Origin of the sequence: Sulfitobacter profundi (assembly GCF_042661425.1) — a bacterium.
GTDB classification, from domain to species: domain Bacteria; phylum Pseudomonadota; class Alphaproteobacteria; order Rhodobacterales; family Rhodobacteraceae; genus Sulfitobacter; species Sulfitobacter profundi.
Genome location: NZ_JBHSWA010000001.1, coordinates 1,457,703 through 1,479,351 on the forward strand (window position 1 = coordinate 1,457,703; position 21,649 = coordinate 1,479,351).

The following is a 21,649-nucleotide window of genomic DNA, read 5'->3' on the forward strand; positions in this document are numbered from 1 at the left end:
TTCTTCCTCACTCGTTTGGCAAAAACATCACGGAATCGCGACCATCCTGACCAGCCAATGGTTGCAGGGTGCAAATACCCTCCCTATATACGCTCCGAACCGTCGAAGGCACGTGGTCTTCGATGTCAACAGATCGGGGCAGGATGCCGAAACGGGTCCGCGCCTCGTGTCATCGCCTTAGATTCAAAGAGGGATCGAAACATGTCCAAAGTAATCGGTATTGACCTTGGCACCACCAACAGCTGCATCGCCATCATGGATGGCAGCCAGCCGCGCGTAATCGAAAACGCCGAAGGCGCGCGCACAACGCCGTCGATCGTCGCCTTCACCGACGATGAGCGCCTTGTCGGCCAGCCGGCGAAACGCCAGGCGGTCACCAACCCAGAAAACACTGTCTTTGGCGTTAAGCGCCTGATCGGCCGCCGCAACGACGATGCGGATCTGGCCAAAGACAAAAAGAACATGCCATTCAACGTCATTGATGGCGGCAACGGCGACGCATGGGTCGAAGCCCGTGGTGAGAAATACTCCCCAAGCCAAATCTCAGCCTTCATCCTTGGTAAGATGAAAGAAACCGCAGAGAGCTATCTGGGTGAGGAAGTCACGCAGGCCGTTATCACCGTGCCCGCATACTTCAACGACGCCCAGCGTCAGGCCACCAAAGACGCCGGCAAGATCGCCGGTCTCGAAGTGCTGCGGATCATCAACGAGCCGACAGCTGCCGCGCTGGCCTACGGTCTCGACAAAGAGAACACGCAAACCATCGCGGTCTATGACCTTGGCGGCGGTACATTCGATGTGACCATCCTTGAGATCGATGACGGCCTCTTCGAAGTGAAATCCACCAACGGCGACACGTTCCTTGGTGGTGAAGACTTTGACATGCGCATCGTCAACTACCTTGCGGATGAGTTCAAAAAGGCCAACGGCGTTGACCTGACGCAAGACAAGATGGCCCTGCAGCGTCTGAAAGAAGCTGCCGAGAAAGCAAAGATCGAACTGTCTTCCTCCAGCCAGACCGAGATCAACCAGCCCTTCATCTCGATGGGCAAAGACGGCTCGCCGCTGCACATGGTGATGAAGCTGACCCGCGCCAAGCTGGAAAGCCTTGTGGGTGACCTGATCAAAGCGTCGATGAAGCCCTGCGCCGCAGCGCTGAAGGATGCCGGTCTCTCGGCTTCCGACATCGACGAAGTCGTGCTGGTCGGTGGTATGACCCGGATGCCGAAAGTCGCAGAAGAAGTGACCAAGTTCTTCGGTAAAGAGCCGCACAAGGGTGTGAACCCTGACGAAGTTGTGGCCCTTGGTGCCGCCATTCAGGCCGGTGTTCTGCAAGGCGACGTGAAAGACGTGGTTCTGCTGGACGTGACACCGCTGTCCTTGGGCATTGAGACCCTTGGTGGTGTCTTCACCCGCCTGATCGACCGTAACACCACGATCCCGACGAAAAAGTCTCAGGTCTTCTCGACCGCCGAAGACAACCAGAACGCTGTGACCATTCGGGTTTTCCAAGGTGAGCGTGAGATGGCTGCCGACAACAAGATGCTCGGTGCCTTCAACCTTGAGAACATCCCGCCTGCCCCACGCGGCATGCCGCAGATCGAAGTGACCTTTGACATCGACGCCAACGGCATCGTGTCGGTTGGCGCGCTCGACAAAGGCACCGGCAAAGAGCAGAAGATCACGATCCAAGCCTCGGGTGGTCTGTCGGATGCGGATATCGACAAGATGGTGAAAGACGCCGAAGAAAATGCCGAGGCGGACAAATCCCGCCGCGAGCTGATCGAAGCGAAAAACCAAGCGGAATCGCTGATCCACTCGACCGAAAAGTCGCTGGAAGAGCATTCCGACAAGGTTGACCCGACCACCGTCGAAGCGATCGAACTGGCCATTGCCGCGTTGAAAGACGAACTGGAAACCGACAACGCCGACAAGATCAAATCCGGCATCCAGAACGTCACTGAATCGGCCATGAAACTGGGCGAAGCTATCTATAAGAACGCTCAGGAAGAAGGCAACGACGATACGGCGCAGCCTTCGGATGCTCAGCAATCGCAGGGTGGCGACGATGACATCCTCGACGCCGAGTTCGAAGATCTGGACGACGACAAGCGCGCGTAAGCGTGAAACGGAACCTGTGAAAGGGCCGGTCCGTCAGACGGGCCGGCCCATCACGTTCCAGCGCAGGAGCATGATAACCCATGGCAAAACGTGACTACTACGAGGTGCTTGGCGTTGCCAAAGGGGCCTCTGCCGACGAGATCAAGAAGGCCTACCGCAGCAAGGTCAAAGACCTTCACCCCGACCGCAACAAAGACAATCCAAACGCCGAAGCCCAGTTCAAAGAAGTGGGTGAAGCGTATGACGTGCTGAAAAGCGACGACAAGAAAGCGGCCTATGATCGCTACGGCCACGCCGCCTTTGAAGGTGGCATGGGCGGCGGGCGACCCGGCGGCGGCATGGGCGGCGGTCAGGGCGATTTCTCTTCGGCCTTTTCCGACGTCTTTGACGATCTTTTCGGTGACTTCATGGGCCAACGTGGGGGTGGCGGCGGACGCCGTGCCGCACGCGGTGCCGACTTGCGCTACAACCTGCGCATCTCGCTCGAAGATGCTTTCTCGGGCATGCAAAAGTCGATCACCGTTCCGGCCTCTGTCCAGTGCGACTCCTGTGATGGCAGCGGTGCCGAGGGCGGCGCAGAGCCTTCGACCTGTCCCACCTGTTCGGGCATGGGCAAGGTGCGCGCACAGCAGGGTTTCTTCACTGTTGAACGCACCTGCCCCACCTGTTCCGGCATGGGTCAGATCGTCAAGAACCCCTGCAAGAAATGCCGCGGTGCGGGCCGTGTTGAGAAAGAGCGCACGCTCTCGGTCAACATCCCCGCAGGCGTTGAAACCGGCACCCGCATCCGGTTGGCCGGTGAGGGCGAAGCGGGCATGCGCGGGGGCCGTCGGGTGATCTCTATATCTTTATCGAGGTGGCCGAACATGAGCTCTTTGAGCGTGACGGGCCGAACCTTTTCTGCCGCGTTCCCGTGTCGATGAGCACGGCCGCCTTGGGTGGCAATATCGAAGTGCCCACCATCGACGGTGGGCGTGGCCGCGTGCAGATCCCTGCAGGCAGCCAATCGGGTCGCCAAATGCGTCTGCGTGGCAAGGGCATGCCCCCGCTGCGAGGCGGTGGCGTCGGTGACATGATCATCGAACTGGCGGTGGAAACCCCGGTGAACCTGACCAACAGACAGAAAGAACTGCTGCGGGAGTTTGAGGGCGAAGCCCAGAACAACAACCCGGAAAGCAGCAATTTCTTCTCTTCCGTCAAATCCTTCTGGGATTCGATGAAGGGTTAAATTTGGCCGGGTGAGGCGTATCGCGCGCCTCACCCGCACCCCTAGGTGCACAAGGTAAATAGGACGTCAAAACCCTGTTAACCGAATCCTAACCACCTTCGCGCAAGACTCTGGTCATGACCCGTGCCCCGAGAACCTTGGCTGATCAGCCCCTTCCCTTCCTGATGGATGAAGCGCGCAGACCGCCGTCCAATACGGGCAAACAACCCTCTTATATTGCAGACCACCGCCAGCGCCTCCGCAGCCGTTTTGTCCATGGGGCGCAGCCGCCATCCCGGATTATGAGATGCTGGAGCTTGTTCTTTTCCGCGCCATCCCCCGCCGTGATGTCAAACCGCTGGCGCGTGAACTTCTGGACCGGTTCGGTGATTTTAACCGCGTCATCACAGCCCCAGCCACCCGCCTGCGCGATATCAAAGGTGTTGGCGAAGCGGTGATTGTCGAGCTCAAGATCGTTGAGGCTGCGGCCCAGCGGCTGGCCCGGGCGAAGGTGCTACAGCGGCATATCGTGTCCTCTTGGGACGCTCTGCTGGACTATTGCCACACCACCATGGCCCATCTGGAGATGGAGCAGTTTCGCGTGCTCTACCTAGACCGCAAGAACATCCTCATCGCGGATGAGGAACAGGCAAAAGGCACGGTCGATCATGTCCCGGTCTATCCGCGCGAGGTTGCAAAACGCGCGCTTGAACTGAACGCCAGCGCGATCATCCTCGTCCACAATCACCCCTCGGGCGACCCCAGCCCGTCACGCTCAGACATCGACATGACCCGGCAGGTCGCCGCCGCCTGTGACGCCTTGGGACTGACCCTGCATGACCACCTGATCATCGGCAAATCGCGCGAGCTGAGTTTTCGGAGCGAAGGACACCTGTAAGGCCCGCGCTCCTCAGCGCACCCAAACCTCGACCCGCCGGTTGGCCTGTCGGCCCCATTCGCTGTCATCGCAGGCAATCGGCATCGCCTCGCCAAAGGCATCTACCCGCAGATCGATCCGCGACAGGTTGGCGGTCACCGCGGCGGCGCTGACGGCACGTTGCACTGCCTCGGCCCGGCGCAGCGCGATCTCGCGGTTGGCCCTCGCTACGCCCTCTCCATCGCTGAAGCCCACGAACATCAACCGCCGCGCGTCATATTGCCCCTGCTCCAGCGCCCGCGCCAATTGCTGAACGTTAGAGCGCGACTGCGCGTCAAGCCGGATCGAGCCTGCCTCGAACCGGAAAGAGGTCGTCAGCCGCGCCATCGGCACCAACGTCGCCGTCATGCGCTGCAATTCTTCCAGCGGGGTTTCGATCCCCGCCGTGATAATGGCATTGGCAAAGCGGTTGCCCTGTTCCTCTACCGGGATTTCTTCGGGCGTCTGATCCACGAACCCGGCCCTACGGATCACGATCTGCGCCGAGGGGCCGCGGGTAAAGGCCAGAAACTCGCGTGTGATCAGCGGCAGCCGGCGCGCCGGGAAATAGAGGAACATCGGCGCGGTCAGCGGGTAATCTTCGGTTTTGATCGTGCGCCGCGCGGCATCCAGCGCAAAGCCACAGTTGCCGCCAAGGGTCAGCACCTCGGTCCCGCCCTGTTCGGCATAGCTGGTGATCCCAAGGGCAAAGACATCCCGCGCGACCGCCTCAGCCAGCGCGTCGGGCATGGTGTGGCGCGTGACATCGCCGCTCAGTTCCAGCCCGGCGGGCGTTAATACCTGATCCACAATGGCTTGGCTCAAGCCGCTGTCGGCGGTGGGCAGATGCAGTTCAATGGGCGCGTCCGGCCCGCCAAGGCGCTGCCAGTTCTTAATCTCACCGGAAAACACCCGGGCCAAGGTCAACGGCGAGATCTGTTTCACCGGATTGGACGGGGCAACCACAGGCACCACCGCATCAAGCGCCAGCACCCGGCTGCGATTGGCGCCGGTCAGATCGCCCAGCCCCAACTCGCGGGCATTTATCCGCTCCTCGCGGCGCACTTCGCGCAGGGCCATCACCACATCGGCCTCATCCGCCAGAAGATCGGCAAAGCCTTCGTTGGTGTTGGTCGCCCGGAAATCAAATCGCGCAGCCAGTTTGCCATCATCCTGACGCGAAAGCAGAAGCGCGAAACGTCCGCCTTCTCCGTCTTCGCGGTTGACCGTATAGCCCTGCCGCGCCGCGAAGGCTTCGATCAGCGCGGGCATCAGCACCGCCCCCATGGTCGCCGAGCCCGAGAACCGCACCTCGGCCACGAAATCCTCAAGGTTGGGGCAACCCGGCCCGGCGCAGGACACGCCACTGCTGTCGACGGTCAGCTCGCCGTAGTCGGTTTCGACCCGATAGAATTCGCCGTCGAATCCCAGCAAGGTGCCGCTGAGTTCAACGCTGCCATCGCGCGAGGTCAGCGCGATATCCTGCGCCGCGCCCGTAACCGCCGTAAAAAGCAAAAGTGCGGCGCTGATCGCCGCACGTTTCAACCCGTTCATCAAGACCTACCCGGTTGCGTCAGTTCTGCGCGACTTTCAGGTCTTGGAGCAAATTATTCAACACCAGAAAGTTGCCAACCGCATCACACTCCGGCACAGCGAGGGTCAAGTTCTGGGTTTTCACCGGATCGTCGCCACGCAATTCCAGCGCCTGTGCTTCGATCTCAAGCCCGCAGTTGGCCTCGCTCACCTCTGCCTCGACACTCAGCGCGACATCGCCCTCCTGCGCCGCTTTGGCGACCGGGAAGCTATAGACTTCGGCCATCAAAGGCTCAGCGATGTCGGTGTCGCCATTGCGGGTCATGAAGCCGCCTTCGCCCAGCACGGCAGCGGTCATATCGCGCGGGGCGCCGGACCAGACATGGCCAGCATCACCATAATCCGCGCCGAACTCACGGGCGTGAAGCTCAAACCCCGCGGTGCCTTTCCATTGCAGCACGACACGGTTGAAATCAGACAATTCGGGCACGGTGGTCTGCGCCACAGCGCCGTCACCATTGCCAAAGGCAAGGATGAACACAGCCTCTTCCGCGAGGGCCGGGACGGAGACGGACAACCGCCCTTTGTCATCGGTGACTTCGGTAAAGATCATGCCGTTGTGGTGCACGGTCAGCCGTTCATTCGGCAGACAGGCCGCATCCAAGCTGAGCTTCACCATTGCGGCGGCCACGGCGTCTGCAGTGGCGATGATATCGCAGGTCGCGGGGATCGCGGTGCTGTGGCTCTCAGGTGCGGGCGGCAGGCTTTGAGGGGCTGCGGCTTTGACCACCCGGTCATCCAGCGTCGGCAACGCGATGGGACTGTCCAGCGCGGCAGAGGTCAGGGTGATGCCCTCAACTTCGAGCAGCGCGCCATTGTCGGCCACCAGACGCTGCGCCTCAGCCGCGCCATAACGCTGCTGCGCCGTGTCAGAGCTTTGCATGACATAGCCGATGCCCACGGCACAGGTGAGAGTGCCAACAGCCGTCAGAATTTCTTTAGTGCGCCACATGACAAGTCTCCTTCAACGGATTCGTTGGAGACTTTATGAGCGGGGATCAGGGCCGGGGTATGGCCCTGAAACGCCAAGTTATGGGCGAAAAGATGTCGCGGCTCAGGTGATCTGGCCGTGGCAGTGCTTGAACTTCTTGCCAGAACCGCAGGGGCAGAGATCGTTCCGGCCCGGGTTGCCCCATGTGGACGGATCGTTTTCGTCAAAGCCCGGTGCGGCGGCCTCGGCCTGCTCAGATGCCTCATCTGCGGCCTCGGTGGCAGCGGCCTGCATGGCGGCCTGACGGGTGGCCATTTCCTGCATCATCTCGCGACGCTGCTCTTCGCTCATCGGTTGGATTTGCCCCAGTTTCTGGGTCACGTCCTGCCGCAGGCTGTCGAGCATCGTCTCGAACAGTTGGAAGGCTTCGTTTTTATACTCGTTCAGCGGGTCGCGCTGCGCGTAGCTGCGAAAGCCCACGACCGACCGCAGATGCTCCAGCGTCAGCAGGTGGTCGCGCCATTTGGTGTCGATGGCCTGCAACAACAACTGTTTCTCGATGTTGCGCATGTTCTCTTCACCGAAAGCCTCGGCCTTTTTGGCCATCAGCTCATCCGTGGCCTGCATCAGACGTTCGCGGATCACGTCATCATCCACACCGTCTTCTTCGCACCATGCGATGATCGGCACATCGACGTTCAACTGTTCGATCACCGCGGCATAGAAACCTTGGGTGTCCCACTGATCGGCGTAGGTTTTGGGCGGCATATAGGTGTCGATCAGATCGTCGATCACCTGCTCGCGCATGTCGGTGACGATCTCATTGAGGTTGTCCGCCTCCATGATCTCGCGGCGCTGGCCAAAGATCACTTTACGCTGCTCGTTCATCACGTCGTCGAACTTCAAAAGCTGCTTGCGGATGTCAAAGTTGCGGCCCTCGACCTTCGCCTGCGCGCGCTCCAGCGATTTGTTCACCCAAGGGTGCACGATGGCTTCGCCTTCTTTCAGGCCCAGCGTGGTCAGCACCTTCTCCAGCCGTTCCGAGCCGAAGATACGCATCAAGTCATCTTCGAGCGACAGGAAGAAAGAGGTGCGGCCCGGATCGCCCTGACGGCCCGAACGGCCCCGCAACTGGTTGTCGATGCGGCGGCTCTCGTGACGCTCGGACGCCAGTACGTAAAGGCCACCGGCCTCTAGGACCTTTTGCTTTTCCTCGGCGTGCTGCGCTTCGATCTGGGCGCGGATGTTGGCCGGATCGGCCTCCGGATCGGCATCCAGCGCGTCGAGCACTTTCAGCTCGACGTTGCCGCCCAGCTGAATGTCGGTGCCGCGGCCCGCCATGTTGGTGGCGATGGTCACGGCGCCCAGCTTGCCCGCTTCGGCGATGATCTGCGCTTCTTGCTCGTGCTGGCGGGCGTTGAGCACGTTATGCTCGATCCCGTCGGCGGTCAGCATGGCGCTGAGCTGTTCAGACTTTTCGATCGAGGTGGTGCCGACAAGACAAGGCTGACCCTTGGCGTGGGCTTCCTTCACCTTTTCAATCATCGCCTCGTATTTTTCGCGCGCGGTGCGGTAAACGGCATCGTCTTCGTCGACACGGGCAATCGGCACGTTGGTCGGCACTTCGACAACGCCAAGGCCGTAAATCTCGGCGAATTCCTCGGCTTCGGTCAGGGCCGTCCCGGTCATGCCGCCCAGTTTGTTGTAAAGACGGAAGTAGTTCTGGAAGGTAACGCTTGCGAGGGTCACGTTCTCGGGCTGGATTTCAACGCCCTCTTTGGCCTCAATCGCTTGGTGCAGACCATCCGACAAGCGGCGGCCCGGCATCATGCGGCCCGTGAATTCGTCGATCAGCGTGACCGCACCATCGCGGACGATGTAATCTTTGTCGCGCTGGAACAGCTTGTGCGCGCGCAGACCTTGGTTGACGTGGTGCACGATGGTCGTGCTTTCGGGATCATAAAGGGTCATCCCCTCTTCGATCAGATCACGGGCGCGCAGTTGCTCTTCGAGGAACTCGTTGCCCTCATCGGTGAAGGTCACATTGCGGGTTTTCTCGTCCAGCTCGTAATGCTCATCGGTCAGCGAGGGGATCAGCGCGTCGATGATCTGATACATCTCCGAGCGGTCCTGCGAGGGGCCAGAGATAATCAGCGGCGTCCGCGCTTCGTCGATCAGGATACTGTCGACCTCGTCCACGATGGCAAAGTTATGCCCGCGCTGCAGCATGTCCGACAGGTTCGACTTCATGTTGTCGCGCAGATAGTCGAAGCCCAACTCGTTGTTGGTCGCATAAGTAACGTCGCAGGCATAGGCCGCGCGCTTTTGGTCTTCGGGCATGCCGGAATAGGCGACCCCGGTGGTCAGACCCAACGCGCCAAAGACTTTGCCCATCCATTCGGCGTCACGTTTGGCGAGGTATTCGTTCACCGTCACCACATGCACGCCTTTATGCGTGAGCCCGTTGAGGTAGGCCGCGAAGGTCGCGGTCAGGGTCTTGCCCTCACCGGTCTTCTGCTCGGCGATATTGCCCTGATGCAGGAAAATCCCGCCCAGAAGCTGGGTGTCGAAGGCGCGCAGGCCAAGGGTGCGGCGCGCAGCCTCGCGGCAGTTGGCAAAGGCTTCGGGCAGCAGATCGTCAAGGTCCTCGCCCGCATTGGCCCGTTTGGCCAACTCTTCCGTGCGCAGCTTGATCTCGTCGTCGCTTAGCTTTTCGAATTCAGGCTCCAGCGCATTGATCCGTGCCACAAGCGGACGGGTCGCCTTGATCATCCGGTCGTTTGGCGTGCCAAAGACCTTTTTGGCGATTGTTCCGATACCCAGCATGTAATCTCCCGCCGAAGTTATGATGTCTTGCGCCGATCTGGTTGCCGAGCGCCATGGCAGCCCATAGATAGTGGATGAGCCCGCGCCTCTCAGCGCCATAAGGCGATGTAAGGGGCGTGCCATACACTGTCAATGTAGCAGCCCTGCTACGAACGAAGCGATTGGACCCAACCATGCAAAAACCCCTCACTTTTCTGTCGTCTTTGGCGCTTGCCGCCGCTGTGGCGCTGCCTGTAGCCGCCCAAGACGAACCGGGTGTCGACACGGTTGTTGCCACCGTCAACGACACTGAAATCACGCTTGGCCATATGCTCGTGGCGCGTGCCACCCTGCCCCAGCAGTATCAGCAACTGCCTGATGACGTGCTGTTCCAAGGGATCCTCGATCAGCTTGTGCAGCAGACAGCCCTTGCCGACAGCTTTACTGGCGAATTGCCGCCGCGCGTGACCCTGTCGATCGAAAACGAGACACGCTCGCTCACCGCTGGTGAGGCGATCGAAGGCGTTATGGCCGAAGATGTCAGCGACGAAGAACTGCAAGCCGCCTATGACGCGCAGTACAAAGACGCCGAGCCTGAGCAGGAATTCAACGCCTCGCATATCCTTGTCGAAAGCAAGGAAGAAGCCGACGCGATCAAGGTTGAACTCGACGGCGGTGCGGACTTTGCCGAAGTTGCCAAAGAAAAATCGACCGGCCCCTCCGGCCCCGGTGGCGGTTCCTTGGGTTGGTTTGGCCCCGGCATGATGGTCCCCGCCTTTGAAGAAGCCGTCGCCGGCATGGAAGCAGGTGGCGTGTCTGAGCCGGTGGAAACCCAGTTCGGTTGGCATGTTATCAAGCTGAACGAGACCCGCACCGGCGAAGCGCCCGCGCTTGAAGACGTGCGCGAAGAGCTTGAGACCCAAGTGCGCCAGACCAAAGTGCAGGAAGCCATCGAAAGCCTGACCGAGGCCGCCGAGGTTGACCGCAGCGCCGCCGAAGGCATCGACCCAACTGTTCTTAAAAACATTGAATGGCTGAACTGACCCATGGGTAAATCACTGGCTGTCTCGCCGCTCGCCCCGGCCCGTTTTCCCGACCTTCCGGTTATTGACGGCGTGACATTCGCCACCATCGCTGCTGGCGTCCGCTATCAAGGGCGCACCGATGTGATGTTGGCGAAGCTGGCACCGGGCAGTGCTGTGGCGGGGGCGTTCACACGCTCTGCCACCCGCGCGGCCCCGGTGCTGGACTGCCAGGCAAAAATCGGCGGTGCCTCGGATGAGGGCGCCGCCATCGTCGTGAACTCCGGCAATGCCAACGCCTTTACCGGGCGGGGCGGCACCGACGCGGTCGAGGCGATTACCGCCGCCGCCGCCGAAGCCTGCGGCGTGCCGCAATCGCGGGTTTTCACGTCGTCCACCGGCGTCATCGGCGAACCCCTGCCCCACGAACGGATCACCGCCGTGCTGGGCGATCTCCACGCGAAACTCGACCCTGCGGGCATCGAAGCCGCCGCGCGGGCCATCATGACAACGGATACTTTCCCCAAAGGCGCCAGCGCGACCGTAGAGATCGACGGCAAAACCGTCTCTATTGCGGGGATCGCCAAAGGCTCGGGCATGATCGCGCCCGATATGGCCACCATGCTGGTCTATATCTTTACCGATGCGGTAATCGCGACAGATGCGCTGCAACACCGCCTTTCGACCCATACCGAGACGACATTCAACTGCATCACCGTCGACAGCGACACCTCAACCTCTGACGCGCTGATCATGGCCGCGACGGGGGCCTCCGGGGTCGAGGTCGCTGACAACGAAGCCTTCGACGCGGCGCTGCGTGACGTGATGATGGACCTTGCACATCAGGTCGTCAAAGACGGCGAAGGCGCGCAGAAATTCGTCGAAGTGGCCGTCACCGGTGCCTCCAACGATGACGAGGCCAAGGTCCACGCCATGGCCATCGCCAATTCGCCGCTGATCAAAACCGCCATTGCTGGTGAAGACCCCAACTGGGGCCGCGTCGTCATGGCCATCGGGAAATCAGGCGCTCCGGCAGACCGCGACCGCCTGTCGATCCGCTTTGGGGATATCGAAGTCGCCCGCGACGGCTGGCGCAGCCCCGACTATTCCGAAGAGGATGCCGCCGCCCATATGAAGGGCCAGAATGTCGTCATCGGCGTTGATCTGGGCCTCGGCGAAGGCCGCTGCACCGTCTGGACCTGTGACCTTACCCACGGCTACATCGACATCAACGCCGACTACCGGTCCTGACCCTATGAAAACAGTGCTCGTTTCCGCGGCGGCCTTGATCGACATCGATGGCCGGGTGCTTTTGGCACAGCGGCCAGAAGGCAAGCCAATGGCGGGCCTATGGGAGTTTCCCGGCGGCAAGATCGAACCCGGTGAAACGCCAGAGGCGGCGTTGATCCGGGAGTTGCACGAAGAGTTGGGGATCGAGACATGGGCATCCTGTCTCGCGCCGCTGACCTTTGCCAGCCACAGCTACAGTGATTTTCATCTGCTGATGCCGCTTTTTGCCTGTCGCAAATGGGGCGGCACCCCGGTTTCGCGCGAAGGGCAGACCCTGAAATGGGTACGTCCCAATGAAATGCGCGGCTATCCGATGCCCGAAGCAGACGTGCCGCTCATATCAATATTGCGTGATTGGCTCTAGCCTAGAGTGGCAGAATTGCACTAGTGATCCCCAATCACTCAGCATGTTGCGGATTTTTCAACCCAAAGCGCACCATCCTGAGGCAGAGTTGTAACATCTGTATGAAAGGGTGCCGACATGTTGAGAACCATCGCAATCGGAAGTTCCATTTACGTTCAGGGTATTTTTGTAAAAATGTTGGCGGGCGGTCGCATGGCTGTTCAAGTCGACGGTAAGATTTTCGAAGGCAGACCAGTCTGAAAAATCTGGGCGGAACGCCTATTTAGGTGAACAAATAGGCGTTCCACCGCGTTTCCCCTGAGCATTTGGCAGGGGATTTTATGTCATCGAAGCGCGCTATTGTCATCCTGAACCGCGGTTCGGGCCGTCAAAACGGTGACCAAGCCGAAAGCACCATCCGATCCGCCTTTGCGCGGCACGGGATCACGGCAGAATTCATTCACATCGACAAACGGAATGATCCGGCCAGTGCAGCCCGGCAGGCTTTGTCTCAGCCTGAAGGCATCATTGCCGTGGCTGGGGGGATGGCACGATCTCTGGCGTGTCCTCGGCCATGAAGGATCAGGACCGCCCGCTTGGCATCATCCCGCAGGGCACCTTCAACTATTTCGCGCGGTCGATGGGCATCCCAGAAGATCTTCAAGAGGCGGTTGATGTCATCGCAGGCGGCGAAAGCCGCGCGGTGCATGTGGCGACGATCAACGGTGAGACCTTTTTGAACAATGCCAGCATCGGCGCCTACCCGGCAATCCTCAAGACACGGGAGGGCATCTATCGCCGCTGGGGCCGCAGTCGGATCGCCGCTTATTGGTCGGTGATCAAAGCCTTGATAGATTTTCGCACGTCGCTCAAGCTGACCATTGTGGTCGACGGCAAAGAGACCGAGCTCCGCACCCCGCTTGTATTTGCCATCAACAACGCCTTTCAATTGGATCAAATGGGTCTGGCCGGGCAAGACTGTATCGCGCGCGGCGATATGGTGCTGCTGGTCGCCCCCGATACCTACCGCTTTGGCCTGCTGCGCCATGCGGTGGCGTTGGCCACGGGCATGGCGAAACATCATACCGATTATGAAATGCTCTGCGGGTCCGAGATCGAAATTCGCATGAAACAGCGCAAACGATATGTCGCGCGGGATGGAGAGATTGCGGTAATGAAGGGCCCCTATAGGCTCACCCGTGCGACCTCGCCCATCCATATTTTCGTCCCGCGCGCCTCTGGAAAGGACGTGCGATGAGCCGCTTGATCCACTTATCCGACCTGCACTTCGGCAAGGACCGGCCCGACCTTCTTATGCCCTTGTTGGAGGCCGTGAACGGTTATGACCCCGATCTGGTGATCATCTCGGGTGATCTGACCCAACGGGCGAGGGAAAAGGAATACCGTGCGGCGCGGGCCTTTATAGACCGGATCAATGCGCCTGTCTTGAGCGTGCCGGGCAACCACGATATCCCCCTGCACCGCCCCTTTACCCGGTTCTTGGCCCCTTGGCGTTACTACCGGCGCTGGATCCATCACGATCTGACCCCGGTGCACGAAGGCGCGGATTTCGTCGCTGTGGGGATCAACACCGTCGACCGCTTCAAATGGCAGACCGGCAAACTGGGCCTGCGCCGTTTGGGGCGGGCCTGCCGTGCCCTCTCGCGCGGCGGAAAGAACACGTTGCGCATTGCGGTATGCCACCACCCGCTGGATCACCCCAATGAAACCCACAAGCGGCCCATTCCGGGCGCGCAGCGGGCCTTGAAACGGCTTCTGGACTGCGGCGCGGACCTGATCCTGTCAGGCCATCTGCACATCTGGCACGCAGGCACCTTTGCCCACCCGGCACCGGAGCATGACGGCCATCTAGCGATCCAGTTGCACGCGGGCACCAGCCTGTCGTCGCGACAGCGGGGGAGCCGAATGATTTCAATTTGATCGATATCTCGCCCCTACACGTCAACCTTGCGCGGATCAGCTTTGACGACGGCAAAAAGGCCTTCACAAAAGCAGAGGCCCGGCAATTTGACCGGGCCTCTGGGGAATTTGTCTTGTAAGCGCTTGGCTTAGGCCAATGTGCGGGTCACTTCTTCGCGCTCGAAAATCTCGATCACATCGTCGGGACGAATGTCATCGTAGTTCTCGAATGCCATGCCGCATTCCTGACCGGACTGAACCTCGGGCACTTCGTCTTTGAAGCGCTTGAGCGTTTTCAGCGTGCCTTCGTGGATCACGACGTTGTCGCGCAGCAGACGCACACCGGCGCTGCGGCGGGCGACGCCCTCGGTGACCAGACAGCCTGCGACTTTGCCCACACCGGTGACCTTGAAGACTTCTTTGATGTTGGCATAGCCAATGAAGTTCTCTTTGATCTCGGCACTCAGCAGGCCGCTCGCAGCCGCTTTCACGTCATCCACAAGGTCATAGATGACCGAGTAGTAGCGGATTTCGACGCCCTTCTGGTTCGCGGTGTTCCGCGCCGATGCATTGGCACGCACGTTGAAACCCATGATCGGTGCGCCGGAAGCTTCGGCCAGACCGACATCCGTCTCGGTGATCGCGCCCACACCGGAGTGCAGAACCCGAACGCGGACTTCGTCGTTGCCGATTTTCTCCATCGCTTGAACGATCGCTTCGGCAGAACCCTGCACGTCGGCTTTGACCAAGATCGGCAGCTCGCTGACGTCTTCGTTCGCCTTGGCATTGGCCATAAGCTGTTCCAGCGTCGTCGCAGCACCAGCAGCGGCACGTTTGTCCTTAGCTGCATTGGCGCGGTATTCAGCGATTTCGCGGGCCTGCGCTTCGGTTTCGGTCACGTTCAATACGTCACCGGCCTCTGGCGTGCCGTTGATGCCAAGCACCTCAACCGGCACCGATGGCCCGGCTTCTTTGACGCGCTCGCCTTGGTCGTTGATCAGCGCACGGACCTTGCCGTATTGCTCACCCACGACAAAGATATCGCCCTGACGCAGCGTGCCGTTCTGAACCAGCACGGTCGCCACGGGGCCGCGGCCCACGTCCAGCTGCGCTTCGATCACCGCGCCCACAGCGGCCCGGTTCGGGTTCGCCTTGAGTTCGAGGATTTCAGACTGCAGCGCGATGGCTTCGAGCAGTTCGTCCAGACCTTGGCCCGTTGCGGCCGAGACTTCGACATCCTGCACATCACCGGACATCTTCTCGACGATGACTTCGTGCTGAAGCAGATCGGTACGGACTTTGTCGGGATTGGCGGCAGGTTTGTCGATCTTGTTGATTGCCACGATCATCGGCACTTTGGCCGCTTTCGCGTGGGCAATCGCCTCGATCGTCTGTGGCATCACGGCGTCATCCGCCGCGACCACCAGAACCACGATATCCGTTACCTGAGCCCCGCGCGAACGCATGGAGGTAAAGGCCGCGTGGCCGGGTGTGTCGAGGAAGGACAGCACCGCACCATTGTCGGTCGTGACCTGATAGGCACCGATGTGCTGGGTGATCCCGCCGGCTTCGCCAGCAACCACTTTCGCATTACGGATCGCGTCGAGCAGCGATGTTTTACCGTGGTCAACGTGGCCCATGATCGTGATGACCGGGGGCGACCTTGCAGGTCTTCGGGCTTGTCTACGATCTCTTTGATGACATCTTCGACATCAGAGTCGCTGACGCGCACAACCTTGTGGCCAAACTCTTCGATGATGAGTTCAGCGGTATCCGCGTCGATGGTTTCATTCTGCGTGACCATCATGCCGTTCTGCATCAGCGCTTTTACAACAGCGCCGGTCTTTTCGGCCATACGGTTGGCAAGCTCGGATACAACAATTGCCGGGGGCAGATTGACGTTGCGCACGATCTTCTCGCGCTCAACCTGACCACCCATCGCTTTTTGACGGGCACGTTCCTGCTTGCGCTTCATCTGCGCCATGGAACGTTGACGGCCACCTTCGCCACCGGCGAGTGCCTGATTGACGGTCAGCTTGCCCGCGCGGCGGCTGTCGCCACCTTTGCTGCGCTTCTTGCTGTCGTCGCGGTCACGGTCCGTGGTTTTGCGCGGCGTGGCGGCGGGCGCGGGCTTGCTGCCCGGCTCGCGTGCTGCGGCAGGTTCGGGCGCAGGCGCTGCGGCAGCGGCTTCGGCCTCTGCCTTGCGGCGGGCGTCTTCCTCGGCCTTGGCTTTAAGGCTTTCTTCGCGCTCACGCTCTTCGCGTTCCTTGGCTTCGATCTCGGCCCGGCGGCGCTCACGCTCTTCGGCGCGGGCCTTTTCCTCGGCCTCGCGCGCGGCGGCTTCCTCAACCTCACGAGCTTTGGCGGCCTGAACGGCCTTCAGACGACGCTCCATCTCGGCATCGGTGATGCCTGCGGGGCGCTTCTTGGGATCGCCAATCGGCCCGGCGCCCGGCCCGGTTGGTTTCTGGCCACCCGGCTTGGGCACCACAACACGCTTGCGCTTGGTTTCGACCACAACGTTTTTGGTACGCCCGTGGCTAAAGCTTTGCTTTACATTCCCCGGACGTGCGCCACCGCGCAGACCCAATGTTTTCTTGCCGTCACTATCGCTCATGAAGCTCGTCTATCCTTTCGGATGGCCGTTGCCACCCTCGTTTACGCGCACGCCTTTAAGTCGTCCGGCTTCCTCTACAACACGTTGCGTGAGTCCACCAGAGGCGAGCGCCCCATGTATCACAGTTTGGCGACCGAATGCCAAACCCAATTCATCGGCTGTCAACCAACCGATGTAATGGCCATAGTGTGGGGTGCTCAGCTTGGACTTACCGCGCCCTGACCCGTCTACGGCCTGTATCAATACTTCGGCCTCTTCGGTTTGCAACCAACCTTTGACCTTTTCGTAGCCGGCGACCGCCTTGCCTGCCTTGCGCTGGAGCGAGATCAAGTCCACCACCCGGCGCGCCAATTGTTGTTCTACTTCGTCGATCAACCCGTCTGGCAGCGTGACCGGCTGTTTCGCCGACCGAGCAAAGGCCTTTTTCTTTACCGCAAGTTCCAGCGCGGCACGGTCAGCCGAGACATAGATGCCCCGGCCCGGCAGTTTACCCAAAATATCTGGGTAAACCTGATTGTCCGGGCCGATCACAAAACGGATCAACCCGTGTTTTGGCTGCACGTCGCCCGTGGCGATGCACTTGCGTTCCGCACCGTCTGAACGGTCATTCGAGGCGCCACCGCGTCCCATGTGCAACCCCCGAGGCCCGCTTAGGCCTCGGCCTCCTCGGCGGTTTCGCCGTCTGTTTCTACGTCGTCCTCGTCCGCATCGGCTTCAAGCTCGGTCGGATCGACCCAGCCCAGCATGACACGGGCGGTCATGATCATAGCTTGGGCGTCTTCAAGGCTGACCTCAAAGGGCTCAAGCGCACCATCGTCCTTAACACGCTCGCCGTTGACCGTGGTCCAGCCGCCAGCCAGTTCCCAATCGGCACAGGTGGCGAAATCTTCCAAGGTCTTCACGTCGTCCTTGGCCAGCGCTTCTAACATTTGGGGGTCAGACCCTCAAATTCAACCAGGCTGTCTTCGACACCCAGAGCACGGGCGTTATCAAGCGCCGCTTTGTTCTGCGCTTCAAGCACGTCGCGGGCGCGGGCCTGCAACTCGCCAGCGGTGTCTTCGTCCACACCGTCGATGACCAGCAGCTCGTCGACTTCGACGTAGGCCACTTCTTCGAGGTTGGTGAAGCCTTCGGAGACCAGAAGCTGGGCAAAGAATTCGTCCAGATCGAGGTTGTCCATGAACAGCTTGGTGCGCAGTTCAAACTCGGCCTGACGGCGCTGGCTTTCCTGCTCTTCGGTCATGATGTCAATATCGAGGCCGGTCAACTGGCTGGCCAGACGCACGTTCTGCCCACGACGGCCAATCGCAAGCGACAGCTGCTCTTCGGGCACGACGACTTCGATCTTGCCGGCTTCTTCGTCCAGAACCACTTTCGACACTTCAGCAGGCTGCAGCGCGTTCACAAGGAACGTCGGCTGGTCTTCATTCCATGGAATGATGTCAATCTTTTCGCCCTGAAGCTCGTTCACGACAGCCTGAACGCGGCTACCGCGCATACCAACGCAGGCACCGACAGGGTCGATGGAGCCGTCATGCGAAATCACGGCGATCTTGGCGCGCGAACCGGGGTCACGGGCGACGGCTTTGATCTCGATGATGCCGTCATAGATTTCCGGCACTTCCATCTTGAACAGCTCGGCCATGAATTCAGGCGCGGTACGGCTCAGGAAAATCTGCGGGCCACGCTGCTCGCGACGCACGTCTTTGATGTAGACGCGGATACGGTCGTTCGGGCGATAGCTTTCGCGGCCGATCTTCTCGTTGCGGCGCAGGATCGCTTCGCCAGCGCCCACATCGACGATGACGTTGCCGTATTCTTCGCGCTTGACCAGACCGTTGATGATGGTACCGGCGCGGTCTTTGAATTCTTCGAACTGGCGGTCGCGCTCAGCTTCGCGTACCTTCTGCAAAATCACCTGTTTGGCCGACTGCGCCGCGATGCGGCCCATCTCAACCGGGGGACTTCTTCGACGTAAGTGTCGCCGACCTTGGGGTCAGCCATATACTGCTTGGCTTGATCGACAGTGAATTCGGCCTGATAGTTCTCAAGCTCTTCGTCCTCGACCACGGTGCGAACGCGGGTGAAGGTCGCTTTGCCGGTCTTGCGGTCGATATCGACCCGGATGTCCATCTCGGCGCCGTAGCGGGACTTGGCGGCACGGGCGAGGGATTCTTCCATCGCTTCGACGACCAGACCGGGGTCGATCATCTTTTCGCGCGCAACTGCCTCGGCGGTTTGCAACAGCTCAAGCTGGTTTGCAGATGTAATGGCCATTAGGTGTCTCCCTCAGCAGACTCTTCAGTCTCGATATCATCAAATTCGTTTTCGTCGATCGCGCCGGACGCTTTGCGCTGGCGGAGCATTTCTTTGATCAGGTCGTCGGTCAGCACCAGCTTGGCATCGCTGAGCCAGTCGAACTGGAGGCCGATGGTGCCTTCTTCGACATTGATCAGCACTTCGCCACCTTCGACGCCAGCCAGCTCACCCTTAAAGCGGCGGCGGCCATCGATCAGCTCGGTGGTTTCGATCTTGGCCTCATAGCCCTCAAAGGCATCGAAATCCTTGAGCCGCGTCAGCGGACGGTCGATGCCGGGGCTGGAAACCTCAAGCGCGTATTCGTCAAGGATCGGGTCTTCGACATCCAGGACCGCGCCGATGGCCTGCGAGATCTTGGCGCATTCATCCACTTCGATCCCGCCATCAGGCCGGTCGGCCATGACTTGCAGGATGGTGGACTTGCCCGACATCAGGCGGACGCGCACCAGTTCAAAGCCCATGTCCTCGATCACCGGGGTGATGATCTCGGCCAGACGGCGGTCAATGGCAGCTTTGGCAATCAGGTCATTCGACATGAGACATCCAATTTAAATCAGGCAGTTTCGTTCAGGCATAAAAAAACGGGCGCGCGGCCCGTGTTCAAGATCGGTGGAGCCTTCGGTTTGGACCCGAAAGCGCCGCTGTTGAAAGGGGATATAGGCCGGAAAGCCTGAAACTGCAACCCCTCTCAGCCGAACCACCACCGCTCGGGCGCGCGCAGGTTGTCCATCGGCGCTTGGCGTCCGGGGTTCGGCGGTTGGCGCAGATCGTCCGACAGGGCGCTGACCCCGCCAGCACTATCGGCCTGAAGTGTCACATCGCCCCGCTCGCGATAGCGGGGCCGCGCGGGTAAATCCGCTGCATCAACAAGCCTTTCGCTCAATGCCTGCGCCCGGACCTCCCGCGCGGGGATCGAGACAAGCTCGACCGTATCGAACCAACCGGCAGTGCCGTCCTTGTAATGGCTCTCCACCCGCTCGGCCAAAACCTGACGCCCGGCGGAAAAGCGCCGCAGACTGTAAAGCCCAGTGCCGATCCCGGCCTCGGGGGCGTGGGCGGGGCGGATCACATAGCGCGATTGCGCCAGCAGCAGCGGCAGGTCAGGATTCGCCGCGGCCAATGTGACCTGCACCTTCAGGTCGTCTTGCACCGCGACCTCAGCTTCGGTCAGGACGGATTGCAGGCTGGCCACAACATCGCGGGCGGTCAGCGGGCTGCCATCGTGAAAGCGCACATCGGGGCGCAGATCGAATTGCCATTGCCGCGCGCCGTCGCTGGTTTGCCAGCCAGTCGCCAATTCACCCTTGAGGATGCCATTGCCGGTAACTTCGGTCAGCGTGTCAAAAATCAGCCCTTGCCGCGCGACCTGCATGAACAGGCCGTCGCCGTGAACCCAAGTGTCCTCTCGCGTGGCACCGGAAAGCGCCAGCCGCAGACGGCCCCCGCGCCGGGGTGGCTCTCCGGCGCCCGCGCCCGTCGCGGCCAGCAAAGCCGCCGCCGCACCGGTGGTGAACAGCGCCCGGCGATCCAGCAAAGAGTTGCGCCCGCGCGTCACTGGCCAATCCTATCCATGGTCCGTACCAATTCTGCGCTGATCCCCGGCTCTGACAGGGCGTGACCCGCGTTGCGGATCATCCGCAGATCGGCATTGGGCCAGCGCTCGGCCAGCGCGTAGGCGCCCGAAGGGGGCAGATCATGTCGTAACGCCCCTGCACGATCACCCCCGGGATATGCGCGATGCGGCCCATATGTTCGAGGATCTGACCGTCGAACTCCAAAAATCCGTTGTTGGTGAAGTAATGGTTCTCCAACCGCGAGAAGGCCCGCGCATAGGCCGAAGGACCGCCATGCGAAACGCCATCGGAATGCACCGAGGCCAGCGCATTCTCCCAAGAGGCCCAGGCGCGGCCATAGTCCTGCTCGACCCGCAGATCGCCCGAGAACAGCCGCCGATGATAGGCCGCGATCAGATCGTCACGCTCATCTTCGGGGATCAGGTTCACGAACCGCGCCCAAAGCTCGGGCCAGAACCGCCCGGCCCCGCCGCCGTAGAACCAATCAAGTTCGGCCTGCGTCATCAAGAACACGCCGCGCAGGATCAGATGACGCACCGCTTCGGGGTGCGCTTGGGCATAGATCAGCGCCAGCGTCGCGCCCCAAGAGCCGCCAAAAACCATCCATTTGTCGATACCCAGTGTGCTGCGAATCAGCTCGATATCCGCGACCAAATGCCATGTCGTGTTGTCCGTGACCGACGCATGCGGGGTGGAGCGCCCACAGCCGCGCTGGTCGAACAGTACCACCCGGTAAACCTTGGGATCGAAATAACGCCGCATCGCCGGGCTACAGCCGCCGCCGGGGCCGCCATGGAACACGACAACGGGGATACCATCGGGGTTGCCGCATTGTTCGACATAGACCTGATGCCCCTGCCCCACAGACAACATCTGCTGGTCGAAAGGCTCCACCGGCGGATAAAGATGCGCTGCGTCGCGTTTTTGGTCGGGATACTTGTCCATTGCCGCCCTATATAGTCATTGAACCCAAAAGAGCACAGGGAGATCA

The 21,649-nt window shown here is 60.6% G+C and carries 12 protein-coding genes and 6 pseudogenes; 9 read left to right on the top strand and 9 right to left on the bottom strand.

What is annotated here, in order from left to right:
* The first annotated feature begins 201 nt into the window (after positions 1 to 201).
* From dnaK to radC, 3 genes and pseudogenes are all read left to right on the top strand, one after another.
* Complete coding sequence (dnaK, locus tag ACFQAU_RS07660) at positions 202 to 2,121, top strand: molecular chaperone DnaK (RefSeq protein ID WP_067939593.1); 1,920 nt, start codon at positions 202 to 204, stop codon at positions 2,119 to 2,121.
* A gap of 80 nt (positions 2,122 to 2,201) precedes the next feature.
* A pseudogene (dnaJ, locus tag ACFQAU_RS07665) lies at positions 2,202 to 3,349 on the top strand (molecular chaperone DnaJ).
* Positions 3,350 to 3,465: 116 nt separating this feature from the next.
* Positions 3,466 to 4,226: pseudogene (gene radC, locus ACFQAU_RS07670) on the top strand (RadC family protein).
* Between the two features lie 12 nt (positions 4,227 to 4,238).
* Here radC and ACFQAU_RS07675 read toward each other — a convergent pair.
* The 3 genes from ACFQAU_RS07675 to secA form a co-directional block, all read right to left on the bottom strand.
* The gene (locus ACFQAU_RS07675) at positions 4,239 to 5,798 is read right to left on the bottom strand and encodes a phosphate ABC transporter substrate-binding/OmpA family protein (RefSeq protein ID WP_067939590.1); all 1,560 of its coding nucleotides are present in this window, start codon (positions 5,796 to 5,798) and stop codon (positions 4,239 to 4,241) included.
* Positions 5,799 to 5,817: 19 nt separating this feature from the next.
* The gene (locus ACFQAU_RS07680) at positions 5,818 to 6,789 is read right to left on the bottom strand and encodes a hypothetical protein (protein ID WP_132443935.1); all 972 of its coding nucleotides are present in this window, start codon (positions 6,787 to 6,789) and stop codon (positions 5,818 to 5,820) included.
* A gap of 102 nt (positions 6,790 to 6,891) precedes the next feature.
* On the bottom strand, positions 6,892 to 9,594 hold the full coding sequence (gene secA / locus ACFQAU_RS07685; RefSeq protein WP_132443936.1) for a preprotein translocase subunit SecA: 2,703 nt from the start codon (positions 9,592 to 9,594) through the stop codon (positions 6,892 to 6,894).
* A gap of 173 nt (positions 9,595 to 9,767) precedes the next feature.
* On the opposite strand from secA, the gene ACFQAU_RS07690 reads away from it, so the two are divergent.
* The 6 genes and pseudogenes from ACFQAU_RS07690 to ACFQAU_RS07710 all read left to right on the top strand — a co-directional run bounded on the left by ACFQAU_RS07690 (position 9,768) and on the right by ACFQAU_RS07710 (position 14,169).
* On the top strand, positions 9,768 to 10,616 hold the full coding sequence (locus ACFQAU_RS07690; protein ID WP_132443937.1) for a peptidylprolyl isomerase: 849 nt from the start codon (positions 9,768 to 9,770) through the stop codon (positions 10,614 to 10,616).
* A 3-nt stretch (positions 10,617 to 10,619) separates the two neighbouring features.
* Entirely contained in the window at positions 10,620 to 11,846 is a 1,227-nt protein-coding gene (argJ, locus tag ACFQAU_RS07695) for a bifunctional glutamate N-acetyltransferase/amino-acid acetyltransferase ArgJ (protein WP_132443938.1), read from the top strand.
* Positions 11,847 to 11,850: 4 nt separating this feature from the next.
* A complete protein-coding gene (locus ACFQAU_RS07700) occupies positions 11,851 to 12,249 on the top strand; it encodes a (deoxy)nucleoside triphosphate pyrophosphohydrolase (RefSeq protein ID WP_067627863.1) in 399 nt (132 codons plus the stop codon).
* 320 nt (positions 12,250 to 12,569) lie between these two features.
* A pseudogene (locus ACFQAU_RS22125) lies at positions 12,570 to 12,886 on the top strand (diacylglycerol/lipid kinase family protein); the annotation flags it as partial.
* Positions 12,869 to 13,486, top strand: a complete 618-nt coding sequence (locus tag ACFQAU_RS07705) for a diacylglycerol/lipid kinase family protein (protein WP_465320618.1) — start codon at positions 12,869 to 12,871, stop codon at positions 13,484 to 13,486. The pseudogene ACFQAU_RS22125 and the gene ACFQAU_RS07705, both read left to right, overlap by 18 nt.
* Positions 13,483 to 14,169 carry a metallophosphoesterase family protein gene (locus ACFQAU_RS07710; RefSeq protein ID WP_386281520.1) on the top strand — a complete coding sequence of 229 codons (687 nt, stop codon included), beginning with the start codon at positions 13,483 to 13,485 and terminating at the stop codon, positions 14,167 to 14,169. The genes ACFQAU_RS07705 and ACFQAU_RS07710 overlap by 4 nt, the downstream gene beginning before the upstream one ends.
* A gap of 128 nt (positions 14,170 to 14,297) precedes the next feature.
* Here ACFQAU_RS07710 and infB read toward each other — a convergent pair.
* The 6 genes and pseudogenes from infB to pip all read right to left on the bottom strand — a co-directional run bounded on the left by infB (position 14,298) and on the right by pip (position 21,603).
* Positions 14,298 to 16,765, bottom strand: a pseudogene (gene infB, locus ACFQAU_RS07715) (translation initiation factor IF-2).
* A gap of 9 nt (positions 16,766 to 16,774) precedes the next feature.
* Positions 16,775 to 17,395, bottom strand: a complete 621-nt coding sequence (locus ACFQAU_RS07720; RefSeq protein ID WP_120349771.1) for an RNA-binding protein — start codon at positions 17,393 to 17,395, stop codon at positions 16,775 to 16,777.
* Positions 17,396 to 17,415: 20 nt separating this feature from the next.
* Positions 17,416 to 19,042, bottom strand: a pseudogene (gene nusA, locus ACFQAU_RS07725) (transcription termination factor NusA).
* Positions 19,042 to 19,620: a ribosome maturation factor RimP gene (gene rimP, locus ACFQAU_RS07730; protein WP_067627882.1), complete on the bottom strand. Its 579-nt coding sequence runs from the start codon at positions 19,618 to 19,620 to the stop codon at positions 19,042 to 19,044. The pseudogene nusA and the gene rimP overlap by 1 nt, the downstream one beginning before the upstream one ends.
* Before the next feature lie 152 nt (positions 19,621 to 19,772).
* On the bottom strand, positions 19,773 to 20,639 hold the full coding sequence (locus ACFQAU_RS07735; protein ID WP_132443941.1) for an ABC transporter substrate-binding protein: 867 nt from the start codon (positions 20,637 to 20,639) through the stop codon (positions 19,773 to 19,775).
* Positions 20,636 to 21,603: pseudogene (pip, locus tag ACFQAU_RS07740) on the bottom strand (prolyl aminopeptidase). Before pip ends, ACFQAU_RS07735 begins: the two are co-directional and overlap by 4 nt.
* Positions 21,604 to 21,649 lie beyond the last annotated feature (46 nt).